21 protein-coding genes are annotated in these 22,935 nt (G+C 56.6%); 20 read left to right on the top strand and 1 reads right to left on the bottom strand.

The annotated features are described in order from the left end of the window. Nucleotides 1-10: 10 nt before the first annotated feature. From Y017_RS05820 to Y017_RS05810, 3 genes are read left to right on the top strand one after another with little or no spacing between them, the layout of a single operon-like run. On the top strand, nucleotides 11-1,783 hold the full coding sequence (locus tag Y017_RS05820; protein ID WP_035459550.1) for a SulP family inorganic anion transporter: 1,773 nt from the start codon (nucleotides 11-13) through the stop codon (nucleotides 1,781-1,783). Between the two features lie 23 nt (nucleotides 1,784-1,806). Continuing rightward, a complete protein-coding gene (locus Y017_RS05815) occupies nucleotides 1,807-2,235 on the top strand; it encodes a TIGR01244 family sulfur transferase (RefSeq protein ID WP_011589223.1) in 429 nt (142 codons plus the stop codon). A 16-nt stretch (nucleotides 2,236-2,251) separates the two neighbouring features. Continuing rightward, nucleotides 2,252-3,979, top strand: coding sequence for a SulP family inorganic anion transporter (locus tag Y017_RS05810; RefSeq protein ID WP_231483414.1), 1,728 nt, complete (start codon nucleotides 2,252-2,254; stop codon nucleotides 3,977-3,979). 33 nt (nucleotides 3,980-4,012) lie between these two features. On the opposite strand, the gene Y017_RS05805 is transcribed toward Y017_RS05810, so the two are convergent. Beyond that, the gene (locus tag Y017_RS05805) at nucleotides 4,013-4,624 is read right to left on the bottom strand and encodes a YdcF family protein (protein WP_011589225.1); all 612 of its coding nucleotides are present in this window, start codon (nucleotides 4,622-4,624) and stop codon (nucleotides 4,013-4,015) included. Nucleotides 4,625-4,817: 193 nt separating this feature from the next. On the opposite strand from Y017_RS05805, the gene leuS reads away from it, so the two are divergent. From leuS to lipB, 17 genes are all read left to right on the top strand, one after another. Continuing rightward, on the top strand, nucleotides 4,818-7,265 hold the full coding sequence (gene leuS / locus Y017_RS05800; RefSeq protein ID WP_035459546.1) for a leucine--tRNA ligase: 2,448 nt from the start codon (nucleotides 4,818-4,820) through the stop codon (nucleotides 7,263-7,265). A 153-nt stretch (nucleotides 7,266-7,418) separates the two neighbouring features. After that, entirely contained in the window at nucleotides 7,419-7,913 is a 495-nt protein-coding gene (gene lptE, locus Y017_RS05795) for an LPS assembly lipoprotein LptE (protein ID WP_011589227.1), read from the top strand. Then, complete coding sequence (gene holA, locus Y017_RS05790; protein ID WP_011589228.1) at nucleotides 7,913-8,926, top strand: DNA polymerase III subunit delta; 1,014 nt, start codon at nucleotides 7,913-7,915, stop codon at nucleotides 8,924-8,926. The genes lptE and holA overlap by 1 nt, the downstream gene beginning before the upstream one ends. Nucleotides 8,927-9,223: 297 nt before the next feature. After that, complete coding sequence (locus tag Y017_RS05785) at nucleotides 9,224-10,084, top strand: class I SAM-dependent methyltransferase (RefSeq protein WP_011589229.1); 861 nt, start codon at nucleotides 9,224-9,226, stop codon at nucleotides 10,082-10,084. Between the two features lie 609 nt (nucleotides 10,085-10,693). Further along, nucleotides 10,694-11,965 carry a glutamate-5-semialdehyde dehydrogenase gene (locus Y017_RS05780; RefSeq protein WP_035459543.1) on the top strand — a complete coding sequence of 424 codons (1,272 nt, stop codon included), beginning with the start codon at nucleotides 10,694-10,696 and terminating at the stop codon, nucleotides 11,963-11,965. A gap of 50 nt (nucleotides 11,966-12,015) precedes the next feature. Beyond that, nucleotides 12,016-12,693, top strand: a complete 678-nt coding sequence (nadD, locus tag Y017_RS05775) for a nicotinate-nucleotide adenylyltransferase (protein WP_051428710.1) — start codon at nucleotides 12,016-12,018, stop codon at nucleotides 12,691-12,693. A 6-nt stretch (nucleotides 12,694-12,699) separates the two neighbouring features. Beyond that, the gene (gene rsfS, locus Y017_RS05770; protein WP_011589232.1) at nucleotides 12,700-13,062 is read left to right on the top strand and encodes a ribosome silencing factor; all 363 of its coding nucleotides are present in this window, start codon (nucleotides 12,700-12,702) and stop codon (nucleotides 13,060-13,062) included. 3 nt (nucleotides 13,063-13,065) lie between these two features. Beyond that, complete coding sequence (gene rlmH, locus Y017_RS05765; RefSeq protein WP_011589233.1) at nucleotides 13,066-13,548, top strand: 23S rRNA (pseudouridine(1915)-N(3))-methyltransferase RlmH; 483 nt, start codon at nucleotides 13,066-13,068, stop codon at nucleotides 13,546-13,548. 244 nt (nucleotides 13,549-13,792) lie between these two features. Then, a complete protein-coding gene (gene mrdA / locus Y017_RS05760; protein ID WP_011589234.1) occupies nucleotides 13,793-15,709 on the top strand; it encodes a penicillin-binding protein 2 in 1,917 nt (638 codons plus the stop codon). Beyond that, entirely contained in the window at nucleotides 15,706-16,851 is a 1,146-nt protein-coding gene (gene rodA / locus Y017_RS05755; RefSeq protein ID WP_011589235.1) for a rod shape-determining protein RodA, read from the top strand. The genes mrdA and rodA overlap by 4 nt, the downstream gene beginning before the upstream one ends. Nucleotides 16,852-16,929: 78 nt before the next feature. Next, a complete protein-coding gene (mltB, locus tag Y017_RS05750) occupies nucleotides 16,930-18,015 on the top strand; it encodes a lytic murein transglycosylase B (protein ID WP_231483413.1) in 1,086 nt (361 codons plus the stop codon). Further along, nucleotides 18,012-18,941 carry a septal ring lytic transglycosylase RlpA family protein gene (locus Y017_RS05745; RefSeq protein ID WP_035459536.1) on the top strand — a complete coding sequence of 310 codons (930 nt, stop codon included), beginning with the start codon at nucleotides 18,012-18,014 and terminating at the stop codon, nucleotides 18,939-18,941. Before mltB ends, Y017_RS05745 begins: the two co-directional genes overlap by 4 nt. Nucleotides 18,942-19,170: 229 nt before the next feature. After that, nucleotides 19,171-20,331: a D-alanyl-D-alanine carboxypeptidase family protein gene (locus tag Y017_RS05740; protein ID WP_011589238.1), complete on the top strand. Its 1,161-nt coding sequence runs from the start codon at nucleotides 19,171-19,173 to the stop codon at nucleotides 20,329-20,331. Between the two features lie 34 nt (nucleotides 20,332-20,365). Further along, nucleotides 20,366-21,250, top strand: coding sequence for a D-amino acid aminotransferase (locus Y017_RS05735; RefSeq protein WP_011589239.1), 885 nt, complete (start codon nucleotides 20,366-20,368; stop codon nucleotides 21,248-21,250). 12 nt (nucleotides 21,251-21,262) lie between these two features. Further along, nucleotides 21,263-21,532, top strand: a complete 270-nt coding sequence (locus tag Y017_RS05730) for a YbeD family protein (RefSeq protein ID WP_011589240.1) — start codon at nucleotides 21,263-21,265, stop codon at nucleotides 21,530-21,532. 195 nt (nucleotides 21,533-21,727) lie between these two features. After that, a complete protein-coding gene (locus tag Y017_RS05725) occupies nucleotides 21,728-22,042 on the top strand; it encodes a hypothetical protein (protein WP_011589241.1) in 315 nt (104 codons plus the stop codon). Nucleotides 22,043-22,162: 120 nt separating this feature from the next. Beyond that, nucleotides 22,163-22,903 (top strand): lipoyl(octanoyl) transferase LipB, encoded by a 741-nt coding sequence (lipB, locus tag Y017_RS05720; RefSeq protein WP_011589242.1) that lies wholly within the window; start codon nucleotides 22,163-22,165, stop codon nucleotides 22,901-22,903. The last annotated feature ends 32 nt before the right edge of the window (nucleotides 22,904-22,935 follow it).

The raw sequence follows: 22,935 nt of genomic DNA, 5'->3' as shown, positions 1-22,935 counted from the left end.
CACTAAGGCGATGAGACTTCCTGGCTGGCTCGCAGCATCACAATGGCTCCCACTCTATAACCGGCAGACTGCCGCTCAGGATGGGGTTGCCGCAGTTGTCGTCACCATCATGCTGATTCCGCAGAGTTTGGCCTACGCCATGCTCGCCGGCCTTCCCCCGCAAGTGGGACTCTACGCCAGCATCCTGCCGCTAGTGGCTTACGCCCTGTTTGGCTCCAGCCGCACCCTAGCCGTTGGCCCGGTGGCTGTGGCTTCGCTGATGACCGCCGCCGCCGCCAGTGAAATTGCCGCCGCCGGCACCCCTGAATACATCGCCTCAACCATCATTCTGGCCGCCCTGTCCGGTGCTATCCTGATACTCATGGCCCTGTTCAAACTGGGCTGGATCGCCAACCTGTTGTCGCACCCGGTGGTGAGTGGTTTCATCACCGCCTCCGGAATTCTGATCGCCGCGAGCCAACTTAAACACCTGCTTGGTGTCCCGCTCAGCGGCCGCAACCTTTATGAACTGGGTGCGTCTCTCTATCACCACCTGCCCGACATTCATCTACCCACCCTCATTCTTGGCGGCACAGCCACGGTCTTCCTGTTCTGGGTGCGCAGGTCTTTCAAGCCGCTGCTGCTGAAAATGGGGCTAACGCCCTTCTGGGCAGATCTAATCAGCAAGGCCGGGCCCGTGTTGGCAGTACTGGCCACCACCCTGCTTGCTGCCAGCCTGCGTCTCGACCAGCAAGGTGTCGACATCGTCGGTGACATACCCAGCGGTCTGCCCGGTTTCATCATGCCCGCCATGGACACAGAACTCTGGCGGCAACTTCTAGTGCCTGCACTACTGATAAGCCTGATCGGGTTTATGGAATCCATTTCCGTGGCCCAGACCTTGGCGGCCAAGCGGCGCCAGCGTATCAACCCAGACCAGGAACTGATGGGGCTAGGAACGGCCAACTTGGCCAGCGCCTTCAGCGGCGGCTTCCCGGTGACTGGGGGGTTTTCCCGCTCTGTGGTCAACTTTGATGCCGGAGCCCAAACCCCCATGGCCGGGGTCTTCACCGCTGTAGGCATCGCCTTAACCGCGCTATTGCTTACCGGTCTGTTCGTCTTCCTGCCCAAGGCCACTTTGGCCGCCACCATTGTGGTGGCGGTGCTCTCACTGGTTGACCTGGCCACCCTGAAGCACACTTGGCATTTTTCCCGGCTGGATTTCACCGCCATGATAATCACCATTGTCGGCGTGCTGGGCTGGGGTGTGGAGGCCGGGGTCATGGCCGGGGTGATCAGTTCCCTAGCGCTGTATCTATGGCGCACCAACCAACCCCATGTGGCCGAGATTGGTCTTGTTCCTGGCACCGAGCATTTCCGCAATGTGCAACGACACGCCGTTAAGGTGTCACCGCGAATTATGAGTATGCGCATCGACGAGTCCCTGTACTTCGCCAACATCCGCCGCCTGGAAGACCAGATCTACGATGCGGCCCTGCAACGGCCACAAACCGAACATGTGGTTCTGATGGGCACCGCCATCAACCATCTTGATGCCAGCGCCATCGATGGCCTGCTCAGTCTCAACCGCAGGCTGGCCGACGCAGGCATCACGCTTCACTTCTCGGAGATCAAGGGACCCGTAATGGATCAGTTCAAGCGAGCGGCGTTACCCGAACAGCTTAGCGGCAAGATCTACCTGACCCATTATCAGGCCATGCAGGATCTGGCACCGGAATGTATAAAACAACAGGACCGCCAAGACGAAGAAGACTTGCAGCCCCCACATACCCCGGTAAGCTGACAGCAAATCATCAAGGAGTCTCCATGACGACTACCAAGAAATTGACCGACACCCTCTTTGTCGCAGAACAGCTGCAGCCAGAAGATATGGCTGAGCTGGCCAAAGCGGGCTTCAAGATGGTCATCAACAACCGCCCCGATGGTGAAGATGAAAACCAACCCAGTAGCGCCGAAATGGCCGCCGCCGCCGAGGCAGCGGGCCTGGAATACGCTCACCAGCCTGTGGTGGGCAGTAACATCAGCGAAACCGATATCGACGGCTTCGACGCCATCGTCTCGCTGGCAGAAACACCAGTATTAGCGTTTTGCCGTACGGGAACCCGCAGCACAATGCTGTGGGCCCTGACCCAGGCCAGCGAACAAGACAACGCCCGCATTCTTGCCACCGCAGAACAAGCCGGTTACGACCTGAGCGGGCTGGTAGAGCGGCTCGATCAGCGCCGAGGCCAATAACAACGTGCAGCGAGCCTTGCGAGTAATACGCTGGTTACCCGCCAGCGACTGGCTGGCTCGCTATACCCGCGCCGATGCCGCCGGTGACGGCTTGGCCGCTATTATCGTGACCATTTTGTTGGTACCCCAGGGGCTGGCATACGCACTCTTGGCGGGTATGCCCCCTGAAACCGGGCTGTATGCCAGCATGTTGCCTTTGATTGTTTACGGCCTATTCGGCACCAGCAGCAGCCTGTCCGTTGGGCCGGCGGCACTCACATCACTGATTACCGCCTCCGCCGCCGGCGCCCTCGCCCACGGAGATCCTCAGCTGTTTATCCAGGCGGCTATTGGCATGGGGCTGCTCTCTGGAGCGGTGCTAATAATAATGGCGGTGTTACGCCTGGGCTGGCTGGCTAACCTGCTTAGTCACCCTGTCATCATCGGTTTTGTAAGTGGCTGTGCCATTTTGATCGCCAGCAGCCAGCTCAAGCACCTGCTGGGCATCCCTGCCAGCGGCAATAACATTGTGCAACTGGGCCGCAGTTTGAGCGCACATTTAAATCAGAGTCACTGGCTCACCGTGGCCATTAGTGCCATCGCCATTGCCTCCCTGCTTATCCCTAAACAACTCAATGGCGCATTCAAGCGTAGCCGTTTACCCGCTTGGCTCGCCGCCTTCATGGGCAAATCCGGCCCGATTCTGGCGGTGCTGGTCACCACTGTGTTGGCATTTTCCTTCGACTTGGATCAACAGGGCTTAGCCATTGTGGGCGCAATCCCCAGCGGCCTCCCCCATCTATCCACCCCACAAATGGACTGGAGCCACTGGAAGGCCGTGGCAACACCCGCTCTGTTATTAGCGCTGATCGGTTTCGTGGAATCCATTTCTTTGGCACAGGCGCTGGCTGCCCGTCGCCGGGAGCGAATTTCTCCTAATCGGGAACTGATGGGGCTGGGTTTGGCTAACCTGGCCAGCGGCCTATCCGGCTCCTTTGCTGTCACCGGCAGTTTTTCCCGCACCACGGTGAGTTTCGAGGCCGGAGCCCGGACCCCCATGACCAGCCTGCTCACCGGTATGGGCATTGCCCTGGTGGCCCTGTTTTTCACCGGTCTATTTTACGCTTTACCCTTGGCCACCCTCGCCGCGATCATTGTGGTGGGCATTATTCCTTTGATCGAACTAGGGGAAATTCGCCAGCTATGGCGATATAGCCGTCCGGATAGCATCGCTATGGTGGTCACCTTATTCGGGGTGTTATTAATCAATGTGCAAAGCGGCTTGCTTATCGGAGTAGGATTGTCCGTGGTGCTGTTCTTGTGGCGCACCAGCCAACCCCATATGGCCGAAGTCGGCCTGGTGCCCGGCACACAGCATTTTCGTAACATTGACCGTCACGACGCCATTATCTCCGATCAGATTCTGTCCATACGCGTGGATGAGTCACTGTATTTTGGGAATGCTCGGCCACTGGAGGATCTGCTCTACGATCATGCCATGGGCCGTCCCGGTGTTGCTCATGTGGTGCTGATGTGCTCCGCCATCAATCACTTGGATGCCAGTGCTGTACAGAGCCTAGAAAGCCTCAACGCGCGGCTCGACGCCGCCGGCGTACAGTTACATCTATCTGAAGTAAAAGGCCCAGTGATGGACCGGCTGACGAAAACCCACTTGCTGAGCACTCTCAGCGGCCAGGTTTTTCTCAGCCAATATCAGGCCATTGAAGCGCTCGGCGGAGCCACCAAGACACCTGACGCCGTATAGCACCAAGAAGCGACACGCCTCTTACCCTAGCGTTTACAAAAATCGAGCGTGATACCACACTAGGGCCAACCACTCATACCAAATCTCCGGCACCATAGATATGGCCCCCGCAGAGGGAAGCCATTCCTGCTTCGGCAACCGTTTGCTCCACGCCGCCTGAGCTAACACACCCTGGCTCTGGAAACACAGCAAGGCCCTGGGCAAGTGGGCTCGGTCACTGACCAACAACACCTCATCTATGCCTCGATCAGCTAACAGCTCAGAGCTATAACAAGCGTTCTCCCAAGTATTTCGGCTACGGAATTCTTTAATTACATCCAGCCGCGGCCAGCGCCGCAGCGCTTGCTCCGCCATTAAGTCTGCCTCTGTGGGCTCATCATCGTGCTTAGGGGGCTGACCGCCGCCACTGACCAGTAGTGGCAAGCCGTGCTCATGGGCCAGCTCTGCAGCCAATTTCAACCGACGCAGCCCTCGGGTATTCAACGAACTTCGGCCTTTTCGTTGGCGCCGCCCCGCGCCCAACACCACCACAGCCTGGGGCGTAATGCCGGTAATCCGGCGCGGTAAAGGCGGCAGAAAACTGCGCACCACCGCCGGCAAGCTTGCGCCCACCAACACCAGCAACGCTAGGTACGTCAGCATCATTGGCAGGCCCTCACGGCTGCCACGGCCCACCGCCACCCCTGCTCGAGGTATTTATCATTGAGATTGCACATCTGGGCACCCGCGTATTGAGAAATCCAAGCTAAGCTCATGTATCCTATATCTCCTTCACGGTCGGAATGTTTCCTTCAACCGCCCTGTTCCCGTTTGTTTTATGATCAAGAAAAGAGAGCCGATGGACGTACAGTATCGCCCCGATCAGATCGAAGCCCAAGCCCAGCAATACTGGGATGACAATCAAAGCTTCAAGGTCACCGAGGATGCCAGCAAAGAAAAGTTCTATTGCCTGAGCATGTTCCCCTACCCATCTGGCCGCCTGCACATGGGCCATGTGCGTAATTACAGCATCGGCGATGTGGTCAGCCGTTACCAGCGCATGCTAGGCAAAAACGTGCTGCAACCCATGGGCTGGGATGCATTCGGTCTGCCGGCAGAAAATGCGGCGATCAAAAACAAGGTAGCGCCTGCCAAATGGACTTTCGAGAACATCGACTACATGCGCGGGCAGCTGCAGCGTCTGGGCTTCGGCTACGACTGGGGCCGGGAACTGGCCACCTGTACGCCAGAATATTATCGCTGGGAACAATGGTTTTTCACCAAGCTGTACGAGAAAGGCCTAGTGTATCGGAAAATGTCCACGGTGAACTGGGACCCGGTAGACCAAACTGTGTTGGCCAACGAACAGGTCATTGATGGCCGTGGCTGGCGCTCCGGCGCACTAGTGGAACAAAAAGAAATTCCCCAGTGGTTTATCAAAATCACCGACTACGCCGACGAACTGCTGAATGATCTGGATCAGCTGGATGGTTGGCCAGAACAAGTTAAGACCATGCAGCGCAACTGGATCGGTCGCTCTGAAGGGGTGGAATTAGACTTCCCCATTGAGGGAGAAGAGTCTCTGCGCGTTTACACTACGCGCCCGGACACCCTCATGGGCGTGAGTTACGTGGCCGTGGCCGCCGGCCACCCGTTGGCACAAAAAGCCGCCGCCGCCAATCACGAAGTTGCGGACTTCGTAAAAGAATGCCAGAACACCAAGACCGCCGAAGCCGACATGGCCACCATGGAGAAGAAAGGTATCTACACCGGCCTAACGGCCACCCACCCGATCAGCGGTGAAGCGGTACCGGTATGGATCGCCAATTTCGTGCTGATGGGCTACGGCACCGGCGCGGTAATGGCCGTGCCCGCCCATGATCAGCGCGATTTTGAATTTGCGCAAAAATACGGCCTACCCATCAACCAGGTGATTGAACCCGCCAACGGTGAGCCCATCGATCTGGCACTCGAAGCCTTCACCGGAAAAGGCACCCTGATACATTCTGGTGAATTCGATGGGCTGTCTTCCGCCGAGGCCTTCAACGCTATTGCTAACTGGCTTAGCGAACGCTCCCTTGGCGAAAAGAAAGTGAACTACCGGCTACGTGATTGGGGTGTTTCCCGCCAGCGTTACTGGGGCACCCCCATTCCCATGGTGGAAACCGAAGACGGCACCCTACACCCCACTCCAGAAGACCAGCTGCCCGTGGCGCTGCCCACCGATGTGGAAATGGATGGCGTCACCAGCCCTATCAAAGCCGACCCGGAGTGGGCCAAAACCACGTTTAACGGCCAGCCCGCCCTGCGCGAAACCGATACCTTCGATACCTTTATGGAGTCCAGCTGGTATTACGCTCGCTACTGCTCACCACAAAGCGACACCGCCATGCTGGACCCGGCAGCCACCAATTACTGGCTGCCCGTAGACCAGTACATTGGCGGTATAGAACATGCCATTTTGCACCTGCTTTATTCTCGCTTCTTCCACAAGTTACTGCGCGATACTGGGCTGGTGAACTGCGACGAACCGTTCAAGCAACTCCTCTGTCAGGGCATGGTGCTCAAAGACGGTGCCAAAATGTCCAAGTCCAAGGGCAACACCGTGGACCCGCAGCAAATGATTGAAGAATACGGCGCCGACACTGTGCGCCTATTCATGATGTTTGCCGCGCCACCAGAGCAGTCTCTGGAATGGAACGACGCAGGCGTAGAAGGCGCCTTCCGCTTTATCAAGCGTCTATGGCGCCTGGTTGCCGAACATGTGGAAGCCGGCAATACCGGCACTCTGGATGTAAACGCATTGGACGACGCCGGCAAGGCACTTCGCCGCAAAACCCACGAAACCATTCAAAAGGTCAGCGACGACTACGGCCGCCGCAACACCTTCAACACCGCCATCGCTGCAGTGATGGAATTGATTAATGAAGTGAGCAAGTTCGACGCTGCCACTGACAATGCCCTCGCGGTGAAACAAGAAGCGCTGGAAGCCGCCGTACTGCTGCTGGCTCCCATCATTCCCCATGCGGGGCACAGCCTGTGGCAAGCCCTAGGCCATGACGAGGCGGTCATTGACGCTAGTTGGCCGAGTGTAGATGAGAGCGCACTGGTAAAAGACAGTATCGAGCTTGTGGTACAGGTAAATGGCAAGGTCCGCGCCAAACTGAACGTGCCCGCCAATGCCGATAAAGCATCGGTGGAAACCCTTGCTATGGACGAGCCTAACGTGAAGAAATTCACTGAAGGCAAAACCGTGCGTAAAGTGATCGTAGTGCCGGGTAAACTGGTAAATATCGTCGCCAACTAATCCGCGATTCGCACCGCCGGGGCAAACTCCACCTCTTACAACCATATTTTATATGCTTTTGTATGACGCGGACGCCCCGGCAAGCACGGCTCCTAGCCGGCTCCAGCCATCAGCTTGAAGACGCATAAGCGCCACTTGCCCCACGAGGTTTGCATGAAGGTTATCGCCGCCATCACCACCGTACTCTTAACCCTGTTGGTTTCTGCCTGCGGCTGGCAACTGCGCGGCGAAACCAGCGTACCCTCCATGGAAAGCCTATCGCTCATGGGGGCAAGCACAGAGCTGAAATACAGCTTGGAAGATGAGCTGGAAAACCAAGGCGTACTAGTGCACAACGAGTCCCCCTATCAACTGATCATTGATGACGAAGAGTGGATGCGCCGCACTTCCGCTGTCGATAATCAGGGCCGCCAAGCGGAAATTGAACTGCGTTACACCCTTTACTGGCACCTGCGCGATGTAAAAACCGGCGCCCTGCTCACCACCCCCAAACGCATGATGGCGCTGCGCAGCCTGCCCTGGTACCCGGAAAACGCCACCGCGTCCTCAGATGAAGAGCAACTGGTGCGCGACGACTTGTACGAAGATATGACCTTCCGGCTGATCAACCAGATCGCTGCGGCCTCTAAGGGGTGGGAGACCTACTAATGCGCCTGCGTCCCGAACAACTTGGCAAGCACCTGTCCGCGACGCTGTTGCCCGTTTATCTAGTTGCCGGTGACGAACCCCTACAGCAAGGCGAACTCATCGACGATTTACGCCGAGCGGCTCGCGACCAAGGCTTTGACGAACGCCAACGCTTTTCCAGTGATACCGGCATCGACTGGAACGCCCTGCTCAATGAATCACAGAGCATGAGCCTGTTTGGTGGCCGCCGGATTCTTGAACTGGTCCTGAACGACAAACGCCCGGATAAAACCGGCAGCCAAATTCTTCGTGATGTTCTCGCCAGCCTGAAAGGCGAAGCCAGTAGCGACACCCTGTTATTGATTCGTTGCTCGCGACTGGATCGACGCAAGGACTGGAATAGCGCCTGGGTAAAAGCCCTAGATGAAATGGGCGCAGTGATTGAAGTCTGGCCTGTAGAAGGAAATGGCCTACGCAACTGGCTACAGGAACGCCTAACCAGCCGCGGGCTGCGCGCCAGTGAAGACGCCCTCGCCCTGCTGATCGAACGCAGTGAAGGTAATCTGCTGGCCGCCGCTCAAGAAGTGGACAAACTGGCCCTGCTAGTGGAAGACGGCCAAGTCGGGCCGGAAGACGTGCAGCAAGCAGTGGGCGACTCCAGCCGCTACTCGCCGTTCGATCTCACCGACGCCACCGCCCAAGGTGATAGCCAACGGGTCATGCACATCATCCAGACCCTTCGCGCTGAAGGCGTAGAACCCCCTGTATTACTGTGGGCCTTGAGCCGCGACATCCGCCTGCTCGATGGCATGCTCGGCGGCGGACCGCCCCCGCGCCTGCCCCCGCAAAGGGTACGCGCCATGCAGAATCAGGCCCAACGCCTTAACCCCCAGCAATTACGCATTGCCCAAGCCTGCGCCATCCGCGCCGACCAATGCGTCAAAGGCATGGCCAAAGGCGACCCTTGGAAACACATCATTTCTCTGGCTCTGCGCCTAGCCGGCCACCCCCTGCCCCGCAGTATGGAACGGTAAAGCTCCGATCCGTAGCCGTTCCTTTTGAGGAACAAAATCAAGAACCGACTTTCTGTGAGAGCCTACCTGCAAGCAAAGGCTGCAACACGACTAAGGCCCGTGGCCACACGCCCCCCCCCTGCCCGCGAAATTCAGTTAACCGTTCAAAGTGAACCATTCAGAAGAACAAAAGCCGAGCATGTTGCTGTTTCATCACCGACTTGTTATTTGCCCCATCGATTGGCACGAATTACCACCTAGCAGGGGCAACACTCTGCTAGCCTATCCTCACTTCTTCCTTACCGGCGCAAAACAACAATGAGCGAACTACCGGATACCTCATCCATCAGCTTTACCGCCTTGTACACTGGGCATGTATGGGCCAAAGATGGATTGGCAGCCCCCTTCTTCCGCACGCGTGGCGGCGCCTTACTGTATGGCGCGCTGGCCCCGTTTGAATATATGGGGCGGCGCATTGCCGGTGGCAATATTCGTACCTTTCTTCTGCAACGCCACCTGGTTATCGACCACCGCTTGCACCAGCTAATTAACAGTGGCGTAACCCAGGTAGTGGAAATCGCCTGCGGCCTGTCGCCCCGCGGCCACCGCTTCTGCCAGCAATATCCGCAGCTCACCTACATCGAAACCGACTTGCCGGACATGGCCCGCCGCAAACAACACCTCCTCACAGAACATCAAGTGCTAAGCGAACGCCACCGGGTGATGCCCATCAATATTTTTGCTGACGTCGGCGAACTAAGCCTGGGCCATGTTCTTGGCCAACTGGACACCAGCAAACCGGTAGTGGTCATCACCGAAGGGCTGGTGAATTATTTTCCACTGGCGGTGATCTCCGAGTTCTGGCGCAAACTGGCCACCGCCCTGGGAGCATTCCCCCAAGGTACCTACCTAACCGACAACTACCCGCTATACCAGGGCATGCCGTTCTATCACACCCTCAAGGGGCTGGGCCGTCTGCTTGGGGCTGTTTCCCGTAGCCAAGTGGGTTTTCATTTTCATTCCGACCAGCAGGCCACCAACCACTTCGAGCAAATGGGCTTCCAGTCCCTCACCATTCATAACCCAGCTGATTTTTATGGCCAGCTACCCATCCCCCAGACTCGAGGCAACCCCATGGTGCGGATATTGGAAGGGAAGACAGCGCTGGGCAATCGTTGATCGTTCACGCTTTGAGGGTCTCTGGCCAATGAAAAACACCACCTTTTCGTCCTGATCGCGGTTAAAGATCTGGGGGATTTTCAAGCTTGTCGGTGCCCAGCTTTCTCCCACAACGGACAAGAATGTTTCCGTAGATTCGATTGAAGTAATACCGATAAGAAATGCAATCTGGAAGGCTTCACCGAGCATCCGCAAGGGTGCTTACGCGGGTTGGCAGACGGGAGAATAATGCCCGGTCATTAATTTCCACTTCACTGCCCGCCCCAGAAGCACTTCATTCATGATCGCTGGGCAGGAGTATTGGTGTATTACCACCGGCACCCCTCTCAATGGCACAATCACACTCATGACATTGGGCGATTATCGGTATCTCCGTAGCAAAGGTTTTCGCTCCCTCACCCTTTGTGTGCAAGCGTACAGCAGCGGTTATCGTTATAATGCTGCTTTTCGCGGGCGAAAAAAGCAGTCCACGCTACCAGCCAGCGCGGTAGCGGGCCTCCGGTGCCCCGGCACCCGGCTCCTCTACCTTTATAGGCGGGTTTAGATCCCACAGTAACGTAGCAGCCCGGCACAGCCCGCAAGCCATCAACCGATTTAACGCAGAGATTTATGGATATCCAGCAATACATGCAACGCCTGGGTGAACAGGCCCGCCAAGCCTCCCGTGCCATGGCCCGTGCCAGTTCCAGCGACAAGGACAAGGCCCTAGCGGCCATTGCCGGCGCCTTGCGCAGCCACCGTAACGCGATCCTGCAGGCCAATCAGCAGGATCTGGACGCCGGACGTAACAATGGTCTGGACGCTGCCCTGCTAGACCGGCTGGAACTGACTCCCGACCGCTTTGACGGCATGGTGGAAGGCTTAGAACAAATTATCGGGCTGGCAGACCCAATCGGTGTAATTACCGACCTGGCTTACCGCCCATCAGGCATTCAAGTGGGCAAAATGCGTGTGCCCTTGGGGGTTATCGGCATCATTTACGAGTCCCGCCCGAACGTTACCGTTGATGCCGCCGCTTTATGCCTGAAATCCGGCAACGCGGCGATTTTGCGTGGCGGCTCCGAAGCCATCAACGCTAACCAAGCCATTGCCGAATGCATACGCGAGGGCCTTCGTGAGGCTGGGCTGCCTGACACCGCCGTACAGGTGGTGGAAACCACCGACCGCGCCGCCGTAGGCGAGCTGATTAGCCACCCGGAATTCGTGGACGTGATTGTCCCCCGGGGCGGCAAGGGGCTGATCGAGCGCATCAGTAATGACGCTCGCGTGCCAGTGATTAAGCATCTGGATGGCAACTGCCACACCTACATTGATGGTCAGGCCGATATCGCCAAAGCGATCAGCGTGGCCTACAACGCCAAGACCCAGCGTTACGGCACCTGCAATACCACCGAAACGTTACTGGTAGCCAATGCGATTGCGCCACAGGTGCTGCCAGAGCTAGCGGGCAAGTACCAACAGGCCGGCGTGGAGCTACGCGGTTGTGATAAGGCCCGTCGGCTCCTGACAGAAGCAGGCATCACCGGCATGGTGGAAGCCTCCAACAGCGACTGGGAAGAGGAATTCCTGGCGCCGGTGCTCGCGGTAAAAATCGTTGACGGTATTGATGACGCCATCGAACATATCAACCGCTATAGTTCGGGCCATACCGAAGCCATCATTACCGAAAACTACACCTTGGCTCGCAGGTTTCTCACCGAAGTGGACTCCAGTTCAGTGATGGTGAATGCCTCCACCCGTTTTGCTGACGGGTTCGAATACGGGCTGGGTGCCGAGATCGGCATTTCCACCGATAAAATCCATGCCCGCGGCCCAGTGGGTCTAGAAGGGCTGACCAGCCAGAAATGGGTGGTGTTGGGTGATGGGCATATACGGCTGTAAACGCCAGATGCAGGATGCCGGATACCTAACGCCAAACACGGAGGCGTGCTTTGCATAACGTCCAACATGCGGCGTCCGGCGTCCGGCCTTTGGTTCTCTTTGGCGGCACCTTTGATCCGGTTCACCGGGCGCACATCAGTGCGGCCCGAGCTGTATCTAAGGTGCTCAATGACGCCCCTGTGCACCTGCTCCCTAATGCGGTTCCCCCTCACCGGCCGCAACCGTTGGCCGATGGTGAGCAGCGCTTGCGTATGCTGGAGCTGGCCTGTGCTGACCACCCACAGTTGCACCCGGATGGTTGGGAATTGGCACAGCCCGGCCCCAGCTACAGCCTGGTCACACTGCAGCATTTTCGCAAACAACACCCGGACCGGCCGCTCGTGTTTATGATCGGCGCCGACAGCTTTGCCAACCTGCATCAGTGGCACCAATGGCGTGATTACACCAACCTGTGTCACTTAGCAGTGGTACCTCGCCCAAACAGCCCGCTGGCAGATAATGCCGTCTTAGAGGCGTTTCCAGAAACCGATGCCCACGGCCTGGCACAGCAACCCTACGGCTTACGACTAATGCTCAAACGCCCATTTCTGGATGTCTCTGCCACCGCCATTCGTCAGGCGCTCGCAAAAAAAGGGCACTGTCCCGCGTTAGATGACGCCGTGATTACGCATATTCACCGCCACGACCTGTATAATGTGGCCGAACATACCCCTTTTAACCAATCATGAGGCCCCATGAGCGCTGACACTCCGCTACTGCAACTGGTCATCGACGCCCTGGAAGAAGTCAAAGCCCAAAACATCACCCCGCTGGATGTACGTGAAATCACCAGTGTCGCGGATACCATGGTTATCGCCAGTGGTACCTCCAACCGCCACGTGAAAGCGCTGGCCGACAACGTGTCTGATGCGGCCAAAACCGCCGGCTACCCGCCGATTGGCACCGAAGGAGAAAATACTGGCGAGTGGATTTTGGTCGATTTGGGTGACGTCATTGTTCACCTGATGCTGCCCGCCACCCGTGAATTCTACGATTTGGAACGGCTGTGGAAGAACCCCCAGCACCACCCAGACCGCGAACAGCAGCAAGACCACTAGCCCATGCACCTTGTTCTGCTGGCCATCGGCACCCGCATGCCAGCATGGGTCACCGAAGGTTTTAACGAATACCAGAAGCGTATGCCTCCGGATATGCGCTTAACACTGGAAGAGATTCCCATGCCTAAACGTGGCAAGGGAGACGCCGGCAGTCAAATACGGGCAGAAGCTGACGCCCTACGCAAGCGCCTGGAAACAATTGTGAAAAAAAGCCCGGGCGCCAAAACCGTGGCGCTGGAAGTCAACGGCCGGGCGCTGGACACTCACGCCCTTAGCCGTAAACTGGGCGAGCTAAAAGACGTGGGCCAGGATTTAGTGCTGCTGGTGGGCGGGCCCGATGGCCTGTGCCCCGAGTTATCAGCCAGCGCCCATGAGCGCTGGAGTCTGTCCAACCTGACATTGCCCCACCCACTGGTGCGAGTATTGTTGGCTGAGCAGCTCTACCGGGGCTGGACACTACTGACCGGGCACCCCTATCACCGTTGAATAGCGACAAACTCCACGCTACAACACGAGAGGCGCCATGCTAACTGGCAAAGCGTTAATAACGCGCTGCATGGTCAGTTTGCGATACTAAAGATCAGAACATGATCATCAAACGAACCACCAAGCAGGAACCTTTAACCTCGTTATAGCTTGTGGCTTTGAGTGATCCCCCGACACAACGTTATTTTGCTACTATCACGCGTTCCTTTATTCGCCCTAAGTAACCCCGGACTCTAACGCCAACATGCGCCGACCATTAACGCTGAAGGATCATCATCACGAGCAGCGCATTTTCAGCGTTCGTCTTGTCGTGAGTGTTTTCCTGGTGTTACTGCTCACCTGTGTGTTGATCGGGCGCATGATCTGGTTACAGATCATCGAACACAATCGTTACACCACCCTCAGTGACAACAACCGGGTTCAGACACAAGCTGTGGCCCCACCGCGCGGGCTAATTACCGACCGCAATGGCGAAATTCTTGCCGATAACCGCCCTGATTTTTCGCTGGAAATCATCATCGAGCAAGCAGCTGATCTGGATCAGCTGCTCACCGAGCTGGGCAATCTTATCGAACTCGATGAGGGGGACCGGGAACGTTTCGAGAAACGCCGCCATACCGCTCGCCGCCCCTGGGAACCTGTGCCACTACGTGGCCGGCTCACCGAAGAAGAAATTGCCCGGCTGGTGGTGAACCAGCACCGGCTCGCGGGTATCAGGATCTCCGCCGACCCGATTCGCCACTACCCTCACGGCATTCTGTTTTCCCATGTTTTGGGCTACGTAAACCGGATCAATGTCCAAGATTTGGACGCGATGACTCTAGACCAACAACGCAACTACGCGGGCACCCATTTTTACGGGCGCAGTGGCATCGAACGGTTTTATGAAGATACCCTGCACGGTGAAGTTGGCTACCGCCAAGTAGAAACCAATGCTCGAGGCCGAATCTTAAGGGTGCTAGAAGAGCAAGCGCCGGTGCCGGGTAAGCCCCTGCGACTTCGCCTTTCCATGCGAGTGCAAAAAGCAGCTTATGATGCTTTGGGCGAACGCCGTGGCGCCGTGGTCGCCATTGATCCTCGCGATGGCAGTGTGCTGGCATTCGTTAGCCGGCCAGGCTTTAACCCCAACCTGTTCGTCACCGGCATTTCCTATAAAGATTATTCCGCCTATCGCAACGACCACGACAACCCCCTGTTCAACCGTGCACTGCAAGGGCGCTACCCACCAGGTTCCACCATCAAGCCCATGTATGGCCTGGCCGGGCTCGATGCCGGGGTAACCACCTGGGAGCGGACCATTTTTGATCCCGGATACTATCAGCTAGAAAACGACCCTCACCGCTACCGAGACTGGAAACGCTGGGGCCATGGTCGCGTCAATCTGCGCGATGCAGTGGTGCAGTCCTGCGACACCTATTTTTACGACATGGGCTTTAAACTGGGCATTGAACGCCTACACCGCTACATGACCCAGTTTTCCCTAGGTCAGCCTACCGGTATCGACCTGCACAACGAATCGAGCGGCATTATGCCGTCCAAACAGTGGAAAAAGGCCGCACGCGGCCGCCCCTGGTTCCACGGTGACACCATCAACGCCAGCATTGGCCAGGGGTTTGTACTTGCCACACCACTGCAACTAGCCAATGCCACAGCGATCATGGCCAACCACGGCAAACAGGTGGTCCCCACTCTCGCCGGAGACACTAAACCAGTAGAACGTACCGATATCGTGCTTAATGATCAGAGCAACTGGGAAAAAATGGCCGACGCCATGGTTGGTGTAACCCAGCTCGGCGGCACGGCGCGGGCCATGGCCGTGAAAGCCAAATATGACATCGCTGCTAAATCCGGCACTGCTCAGGTTTTCTCGGTGGGCCAGGACGAAACCTATAATGAAGAAGAATTGACGGAACGACTACTGGACCACGCCCTACTGGTATCCTTTGCCCCCGCCGACAAGCCAGCGATTGCCGTGGCGGTGCTGGTGGAAAATGGCCGCCACGGCGGCTCTACCGCGGGGCCGGTTGCCCGCGAAGTCATGGATGCGTGGCTACTGGATGAACAGGGGGAGCTGAAAGTACCGCCGGTGTTTGCCGAAACCCCGCCCCATCCACCGTCCAATACCACCATCAATAATGCCGGTAACGAGAACCGCCCATGAGCCAGCGCGAATTTACCCGCCAAATGCCAGGCCAAACCGGCGCTAGCCTATCACCCGGGCTGGCGGTACGCCTGCACCTGGATCCACCATTACTGGTGGGCCTGTTGCTACTCATGTTCGGGGGGCTCACCGTTCTTTATAGTGCTGGCGGGGAAAGCATGGCGCTAGTGGTCCGTCAATGCATCCGCTTCGGCGCCGGCCTTATTGTGCTGTTTCTGTTGGCCCAAATCCCGCCGCGAAGCTACCGCTTCTGGGCGCCAGTGATTTATTCCATCGGCCTGATGTTATTGATAATGGTGTTGCTCATCGGCACCGAAGCCAAAGGGGCTCAACGCTGGTTATCCATTCCCGGCGCCGGCCGCTTCCAACCGGCGGAGGTGATGAAACTCGCGGTACCCGCCATGGTCGCCTGGTACTTCAGTGAACGCACGCTGCCCCCCCGGCTCACTGATGTGATTGCTGCCCTGCTATTACTCGGCATTCCCGCCATGCTCATCGGCATGCAACCGGACCTGGGCACAGCCATTCTCATCGCGGCCAGTGGCTTGATAGTCCTGTTCATGGCGGGGCTATCCTGGCGGCTGATTGCCGTGGCGATAATCATAGTGGTCACCGCCGCACCGCTGATGTATTTCTTCGTGATGCATGATTATCAGCGCAACCGGGTAGACACTTTCCTTAATCCGGAAGCGGATCCGCGCGGTACCGGCTGGAACATTATCCAGTCAAAAACCGCTATCGGTTCCGGGGGGGTTAACGGCAAAGGATGGCTAGACGGTACCCAATCACGCCTCGATTTCCTGCCGGAATCCTCCACCGACTTTATTCTCGCAGTGCTCAGCGAGGAATTCGGCCTAGTAGGCGTTATCGTATTGCTGATGATGTACTTGGTCATCGTTGGCCGCGGTTTCTTTATTAGCTGGCACGCCCAAGACACGTTTGCCCGGCTACTGGCCGCCAGCCTAGTGATGACATTTTTTATTTATGTTTTCGTGAACATTGGGATGGTTTCAGGGCTCTTACCTGTCGTAGGCGTCCCTTTGCCTCTGGTCAGCTATGGCGGCACCTCCGTTGTCACGCTATTGGCCAGTTTTGGGATGTTGATGTCAATTCACACCCATCGGCGCCTAATGAGTTATTAAACGTGAAGCCGGCCCCCTAGTGCGCCGGTTTCCAACAAAACGCAGTCCATGGAAATAATGAAAACAGGAGAACCCCCTTTGCGTCGTTTCTATCTAGGCATTCTAAACATTTTCCGCTCCGGCACGGCGTATTCAGCCATCGCGGTCGCAGCCCTGTTCTTCACCTCCCTGCCTGCCTTAGCCGAGCATACCTGCCCTGAAAACAACGACTATCTGCAGCGCAAACAAGTCCAAGCTCTAATAGCCGAGCTCGTCTCGCAAGGACAAGATGAGGCACGATTGCGAGAGGTTCTGGGCAGCGCGCAATGCCAACCCCAGATTCTCAAATCCATTGCTCGCCCTGCAGAAAGAACCCATACCTGGGCCACTTATCAGAAAATTTTTCTACAGGAAAGCCGGGTTCAGAAAGGTATTGAATTCGCCCACACCCACGCCAAGACCTTGACCCGCGCCGAACAAACCTACGGCGTACCGCGAGAAATTATTCTCGCCATCATTGGTGTGGAAACCCGCTACGGTGATCACATGGGCAACTACCGTGTGGTCGATGCGCTGGCCACACTGGGCTATGACTACCCTCCCCGAGGAAGCTTCTTCCGCAAACAGCTCAAAGCACTGTTTGAATTGGAACACCATGCCCATATTGACGCGAACACGATCACCGGCTCTTACGCGGGGGCCATGGGCTATGGCCAGTTTATCCCCACCAGTTACCAAGCCTACGCAGTGGATTTTGACAACGACGGTATCACCGATCTGGTCAATAATCCGGTGGATGCCATTGGCTCCGTGGCCAACTATTTCAGCGAACATAACTGGAAACCCGGTTTGCCCGTGGCTGCCAGAGCTCGCTTACACGGTACCGGTTATGTCGCGCTGGCCAAGAAAGGTTACAAGCCATCCTTTACTCTGGCACAAGCCAACAGTGCCGGCGTCACCGCACTCAGCTGCAACGACGATCGGCTGGTTAGTGAATACTGCTTTGATCTGCCCGCCAGCACCCGCGTCGCCCTACTCGACCTGACCGGAACCGATGGCGCAGAATTTTGGCTGGCCACCGACAACTTTTATGTGATCACCCGCTACAATCACAGTCGCCTGTACGCCATGGCCGTGCTACAACTATCACGACAATTGGCTGCGGCACTGGAGGATAATCAATGAACCGTTTGGCTTGCGCCGTACTGACCTCTGCCTTTCTCGGCGCCTGTGCCACAACGCCAGGGCCCAATGATGGCAATGACGGCCCAGCTGCCAGCAACGGAGCACCCGGCTCCGACCGTTATAGCCTGCATCAGGATACCGCCCCTGAAGAGCGTAGAGATATCTCACAGCTGCCGGAACCGGTTCCCACAAATGAACCGCGCAGTCGCTATGGCAACCCACAATCCTACAGCGTGTGGGGCAAAACCTATCAAGTACTCCCCCAAGCGGAGGGTTACGTAGCAGAAGGAAACGCGTCTTGGTATGGCCAGAAATTTCATGGTCATCGCACCTCCAGCGGCGAATCTTTCGATATGTATCAGTTCACTGCCGCCCATCGCAGTCTGCCACTGCCCACTTACGCCCGGGTTACCAATCTGGATAATGGTAAGAGCTTGGTGGTACGGGTGAACGACAGAGGCCCTTTCCACGAAGATCGCATCATTGATCTCTCTTGGGCTGCCGCAGTACGCCTAGGCATAGAACAAGCCGGCACCGGACGTGTTCGAGTTGAGGCCATCACGGGCCAACAGTCACAATCCCAAGAGGCCAACAGCACCGTCCCCACAGCCGTACGCGCCGCCCTGGATAGCCCTCCGCCTTCACAAGCACAGAGCACCTCCGGCACCCAAACGGGCACGGTAAAAGAAAATGAGAAAAGCGCCAGTCTGTTTCTGCAGGCAGGCGCCTTCTCTGACCGCGTCAGCGCTCAACGGCTACAACAAAAGCTGGTCAACCAATTGGGCGTCGATACCCAAATCCAGCACTCGGAGGGTAATCTATTCCGGGTCTGGATTGGCCCCTATGAAAACCAGCAACAACGTCAACAAGTACGCCAGACGATTGCCGACGCCGGTTTCGACCGGCCCATGCCTGTCAGCCCCTGAAAACGCCCATATCAGCTATTTCTCCGGTTAACAGGCCCTCGTCAGTCCTCTAGAATGCAGCCATCAAGTGATGGCACAACGCAACTTGATGGCCTTTATGGAATTTTTTGCCGTCCGTGTACAAACACTCCTTCGGGTTTGCACCGAACAACGACGGCAGGCATATCATTGATTCCCTAAACCCTTCAAAGAGCGAATCATCCTAGAACAACCAACAGGCAGGATATCCATGCGTCCCCAGTCTTTTCGATTTACCGTTTTAGCTCTCTTTGCTTTATTTGGCACCGCTTTTTCCCTCCTGGCTCAAGCGCAAATGGTGCCCCGTGCGCCACAAATCGATGCCAAAGGCTACTTGCTGATGGATGCAACCAGCGGCCAAATCATCGTCGAGCGTAACGCAGATCAACGCCTACCTCCGGCCAGCCTAACAAAGATGATGACAGCCTACATTGCTGAAGCGGAGCTGCAGAAAGGCAATATTTCCGAGAAAGACATGGCGCCAATCAGCGTTCAGGCTTGGCAAATGGGCGGTTCACGCATGTTCGTACGCGAAGGGACCCGAGTTCCGGTGGGGGACTTGCTGCGAGGCATCATCATCCAGTCCGGTAACGACGCCAGCGTGGCCATGGCCGAATACATTGCCGGTTCCGAAGATGCCTTTGCCGATTTGATGAACCAACACGCTAACCGTCTGGGCATGGACAACAGCCATTTCATGAACGCCACTGGCTGGCCGGCGGAAAACCATTTCACCACCGCCAAGGACATGGCCATTCTAGCCCGCGCCATCGTGCGAGATTTTCCCGATCACTACGACCTATACGCCAAAAAGGAATTTACCTACAACGGCATCACTCAACAAAACCGCAACCTGCTACTGTGGCGTGACCCCTCTGTGGACGGCCTTAAAACCGGACATACCGATGAAGCCGGCTATTGCCTGGTCTCTTCCGCTAAAAAAGACGGTATGCGTCTAATCGCCGTGGTCATGGGTACCGATTCTGAAGGCGCACGCGCCCGTGAATCACAAAAGCTACTGACCTACGGTTTCCGCTTCTTCGAAACCTACAAAGCGTATAGCGCTGGCGATGTCCTTGATACCGTCGATGTATGGATGGGCGAACAGAACCAACTTCGTCTAGGCCTAGCTGAAGACTTGGTACTGACCATCCCCCGTGAAAGCCATGAAAGCCTGAAAGCGGAAATCAGTGTTACTCCACAGCTGGAAGCGCCTATCGTGGAAGGCCAACAATACGGCTCCCTCACCGTCCGCATGAACAATGATGTGCTGGTTAAAAAACCATTGGTGGCATTGGAAGCCGTTGAAGAAGCTGGCCTCTTCACCAAGCTTTGGCATCACCTTATGCTGTTCTTCAAAGGGCTGTTCTAGGAACCTCAGCACGCGACACGCAGGCACACTTACCATGACTCAGGTTTATCTCAACGGCGCCTTCATGGCGCCAGCAGATGCAACGATATCCCCCATGGATCGGGGCTTTCTGTTTGCCGACGGGATTTACGAAGTGATACCAGCCTATAACGGCGTATTATTCCGCTTCGAAGAACACCTGATCCGCCTGGAACGCTCGCTGGCAGAAGTCGACATTCGCAATCCCCACAGCCGGGCACAGTGGCGAGAACGATGTGAACAACTACTGCGCGCCAATGGCGGCGGCAATCTCTCGGTTTACCTGCAAGTCACCCGTGGCGCTGCTGAAAAGCGCGATCATGCGTTCCCGTCGCCCGCCGTCACCCCCACTGTATTCATGATGACCAACCCGATAGCGATTCCTGCCGCCGACAGCCCAGAAACCGCCGTTGGCGCTCGCGCAATCACCCTGGATGATATTCGCTGGGCCCGTTGCGATATTAAGTCCGTCTCCTTGCTGCCCAACAGCCTACTCCGCCAACAAGCCGTGGCCGCCGGGGCCAGCGAAGCCATTTTGCTGCGCGACGGCTTTGTTACCGAAGGCTCGGCCAGCAATGTCTTCATCGCCAAGGCCGGCACCATTGCGACCCCCCCAAAAAGCCATGCCATTCTTGGCGGCATTACCCGGGATCTGGTGGTAGAGCTGTGCCACCAGCACGGCCTCGCACTAGAAGAGCGTGAAATCACTGAAATGCAGTTACGCCAAGCAGATGAAATCTGGATCACCAGTTCGACCAAGGAAGTGGTGCCCGTAATTCAGCTCAACAACGCTATAATAGGGAATGGAATGCCGGGGCCATTATGGAAAGCCCTTGCGCATCACTACGTCCAGCATAAACGCCGACTTTGCGGGCTTGATGCCCCAAACGCGCACGACTGACAGGAGCCGCCCATGGCCATTCAGGAACATTTGTGGGAATTCCCCCATGACATGCAGTTAAAAGTCATGGGGGCCATCGACTCCCCCCTTGAAGCCGCGCTTATCGAGATTCTCAACACCCACCTTGAGGATTTTGACGCAGACAAACACCTGAACAGTAAACCCAGCAGCAAAGGCACCTTCATTTCTTTCACTGCGAAGGTCACCATGCGCAACCGGGAACAGGTAGAGGCCATTTACAAGGCGCTCAGTGATTCTCCCCATGTGAAAGTGACGCTTTAATACACGCCCCCTGCAAGCGCTCTCGCTTCAAATGCCAGTGCACCTCACAGTAAGTGCACTGGCCGAGCCTCATGACACGTTACACGCCGTTACCTGTTCTCACAGCTCGATACCGAACCCCCACCGAGCCACCATTGGTAAGAACCCATCGCCTCCGTAGTGTTTGGCACATAATAACAATACGGAATATCCATCATGAAAATAGTCTCGCTGCTGTGTCTGTGCAGCTACCTGCCTATACTCACGGTTATTGACCTACGCCCCTTTTCTCACGATGTGCTCGGTGCCAGTCGCGCAGGGCCGCACACCGTCGCCAAACCGACAAACCTCATTTCTGCCCTGCCACGCAACAACCCGAACATGGAACAGAGCCTTTACCGCACCCCAGTGCATTTCGACGCCTTCCAGACGATTAATCTCACCGATGATAGCCGCATTGAATTCGGCATCAGTGTTCAAGAATTAAATCTCCATCTTGTTAACCCGCGGACAAGTGATCGTCTGATTTAAACAATAGTAACTTTGCCTCATTTTAGGGAACGTCAACCGCGACCCTGTAGAAAATGCGTACATCCGCGGATTTTGATTCTTCTCTATCCAATGTGCATCGCGCAAAGCGGCTAGCCTGTCATGCATAGCTGGCCGTATACTTCCCCCATGGACGCACTGATTCGCTATTTCCCACAAGTCGATTATTCCTCTTGCTGGCACGCCATGCGCGATCTCACCGATCACCGTGACGCGCAGCAGAGCGACGAGTTTTGGGTACTCGAACACCCTCCCATCTTCACGCTGGGCCAAGCCGGCAAGCCCGAACATGTGCTCAATGCCGGTGAGATTCCAGTAGTGAACAGCGACCGTGGTGGGCAAGTGACTTATCACGGCCCCGGCCAGACAGTGGTCTACCTGATGCTGGACATCAAACGGCTAGGCCTGGGTAGCCGCGGGCTGGTCTCCGCCATTGAACAAGGCATCATCGACTTTCTTGCAAGTCTGGGCATTACCGCCGTTAATCGAGATGACGCACCCGGAGTCTATGTTCAAGGCGCCAAAATTGCGTCTCTGGGCCTGCGTATCCGCCGTGGCGCCACCTACCACGGGCTAGCCATCAACCGGGATATGGACCTTTCCCCCTGGCATCGTATTAACCCCTGCGGACACGTGGATCAACCCATGACCACACTGAAAGCTCAAGGGGTGGATCTGGACCGCCACAGCATGGAACAACAGCTGGTATCCTTTTTAGCCAAACGTCTTGGGCTAACGCCCCGGACAGCGGCCCTTCCGGACTGGTACAATACCCGCCAAGAGAATGTCACCACTGGCGGCGATCCTGGCAGTGCTCTGACTCAACAGCCAGAGCGGCTGTAACCACAGACACCGCTGCCTGCCCCCCCTTCCGG

It is taken from the genome of Alcanivorax sp. 97CO-5, from assembly GCF_000524665.1.
Lineage (GTDB): Bacteria > Pseudomonadota > Gammaproteobacteria > Pseudomonadales > Alcanivoracaceae > Alcanivorax > Alcanivorax borkumensis.
Note: the sequence above shows the minus strand (reverse complement) of the source record. Positions and strands in the feature narration are given on the sequence as shown.

Bases quoted from the DNA above. Each gene is read 5' to 3' on its own strand.
- Y017_RS05820 (WP_035459550.1), top strand. From the start codon at position 11: ATGAGACTTCCTGGCTGGCTCGCAGCATCACAATGGCTCCCACTCTAT.
- Y017_RS05815 (WP_011589223.1), top strand. From the start codon at position 1,807: ATGACGACTACCAAGAAATTGACCGACACCCTCTTTGTCGCAGAACAG.
- Y017_RS05805 (WP_011589225.1), bottom strand. From the start codon at position 4,624: ATGATGCTGACGTACCTAGCGTTGCTGGTGTTGGTGGGCGCAAGCTTG.
- leuS (WP_035459546.1), top strand. From the start codon at position 4,818: ATGGACGTACAGTATCGCCCCGATCAGATCGAAGCCCAAGCCCAGCAA.
- lptE (WP_011589227.1), top strand. From the start codon at position 7,419: ATGAAGGTTATCGCCGCCATCACCACCGTACTCTTAACCCTGTTGGTT.
- holA (WP_011589228.1), top strand. From the start codon at position 7,913: ATGCGCCTGCGTCCCGAACAACTTGGCAAGCACCTGTCCGCGACGCTG.
- Y017_RS05785 (WP_011589229.1), top strand. From the start codon at position 9,224: ATGAGCGAACTACCGGATACCTCATCCATCAGCTTTACCGCCTTGTAC.
- Y017_RS05780 (WP_035459543.1), top strand. From the start codon at position 10,694: ATGGATATCCAGCAATACATGCAACGCCTGGGTGAACAGGCCCGCCAA.
- rsfS (WP_011589232.1), top strand. From the start codon at position 12,700: ATGAGCGCTGACACTCCGCTACTGCAACTGGTCATCGACGCCCTGGAA.
- rlmH (WP_011589233.1), top strand. From the start codon at position 13,066: ATGCACCTTGTTCTGCTGGCCATCGGCACCCGCATGCCAGCATGGGTC.
- mrdA (WP_011589234.1), top strand. From the start codon at position 13,793: ATGCGCCGACCATTAACGCTGAAGGATCATCATCACGAGCAGCGCATT.
- rodA (WP_011589235.1), top strand. From the start codon at position 15,706: ATGAGCCAGCGCGAATTTACCCGCCAAATGCCAGGCCAAACCGGCGCT.
- Y017_RS05745 (WP_035459536.1), top strand. From the start codon at position 18,012: ATGAACCGTTTGGCTTGCGCCGTACTGACCTCTGCCTTTCTCGGCGCC.
- Y017_RS05740 (WP_011589238.1), top strand. From the start codon at position 19,171: ATGCGTCCCCAGTCTTTTCGATTTACCGTTTTAGCTCTCTTTGCTTTA.
- Y017_RS05735 (WP_011589239.1), top strand. From the start codon at position 20,366: ATGACTCAGGTTTATCTCAACGGCGCCTTCATGGCGCCAGCAGATGCA.
- Y017_RS05730 (WP_011589240.1), top strand. From the start codon at position 21,263: ATGGCCATTCAGGAACATTTGTGGGAATTCCCCCATGACATGCAGTTA.
- Y017_RS05725 (WP_011589241.1), top strand. From the start codon at position 21,728: ATGAAAATAGTCTCGCTGCTGTGTCTGTGCAGCTACCTGCCTATACTC.
- lipB (WP_011589242.1), top strand. From the start codon at position 22,163: ATGCATAGCTGGCCGTATACTTCCCCCATGGACGCACTGATTCGCTAT.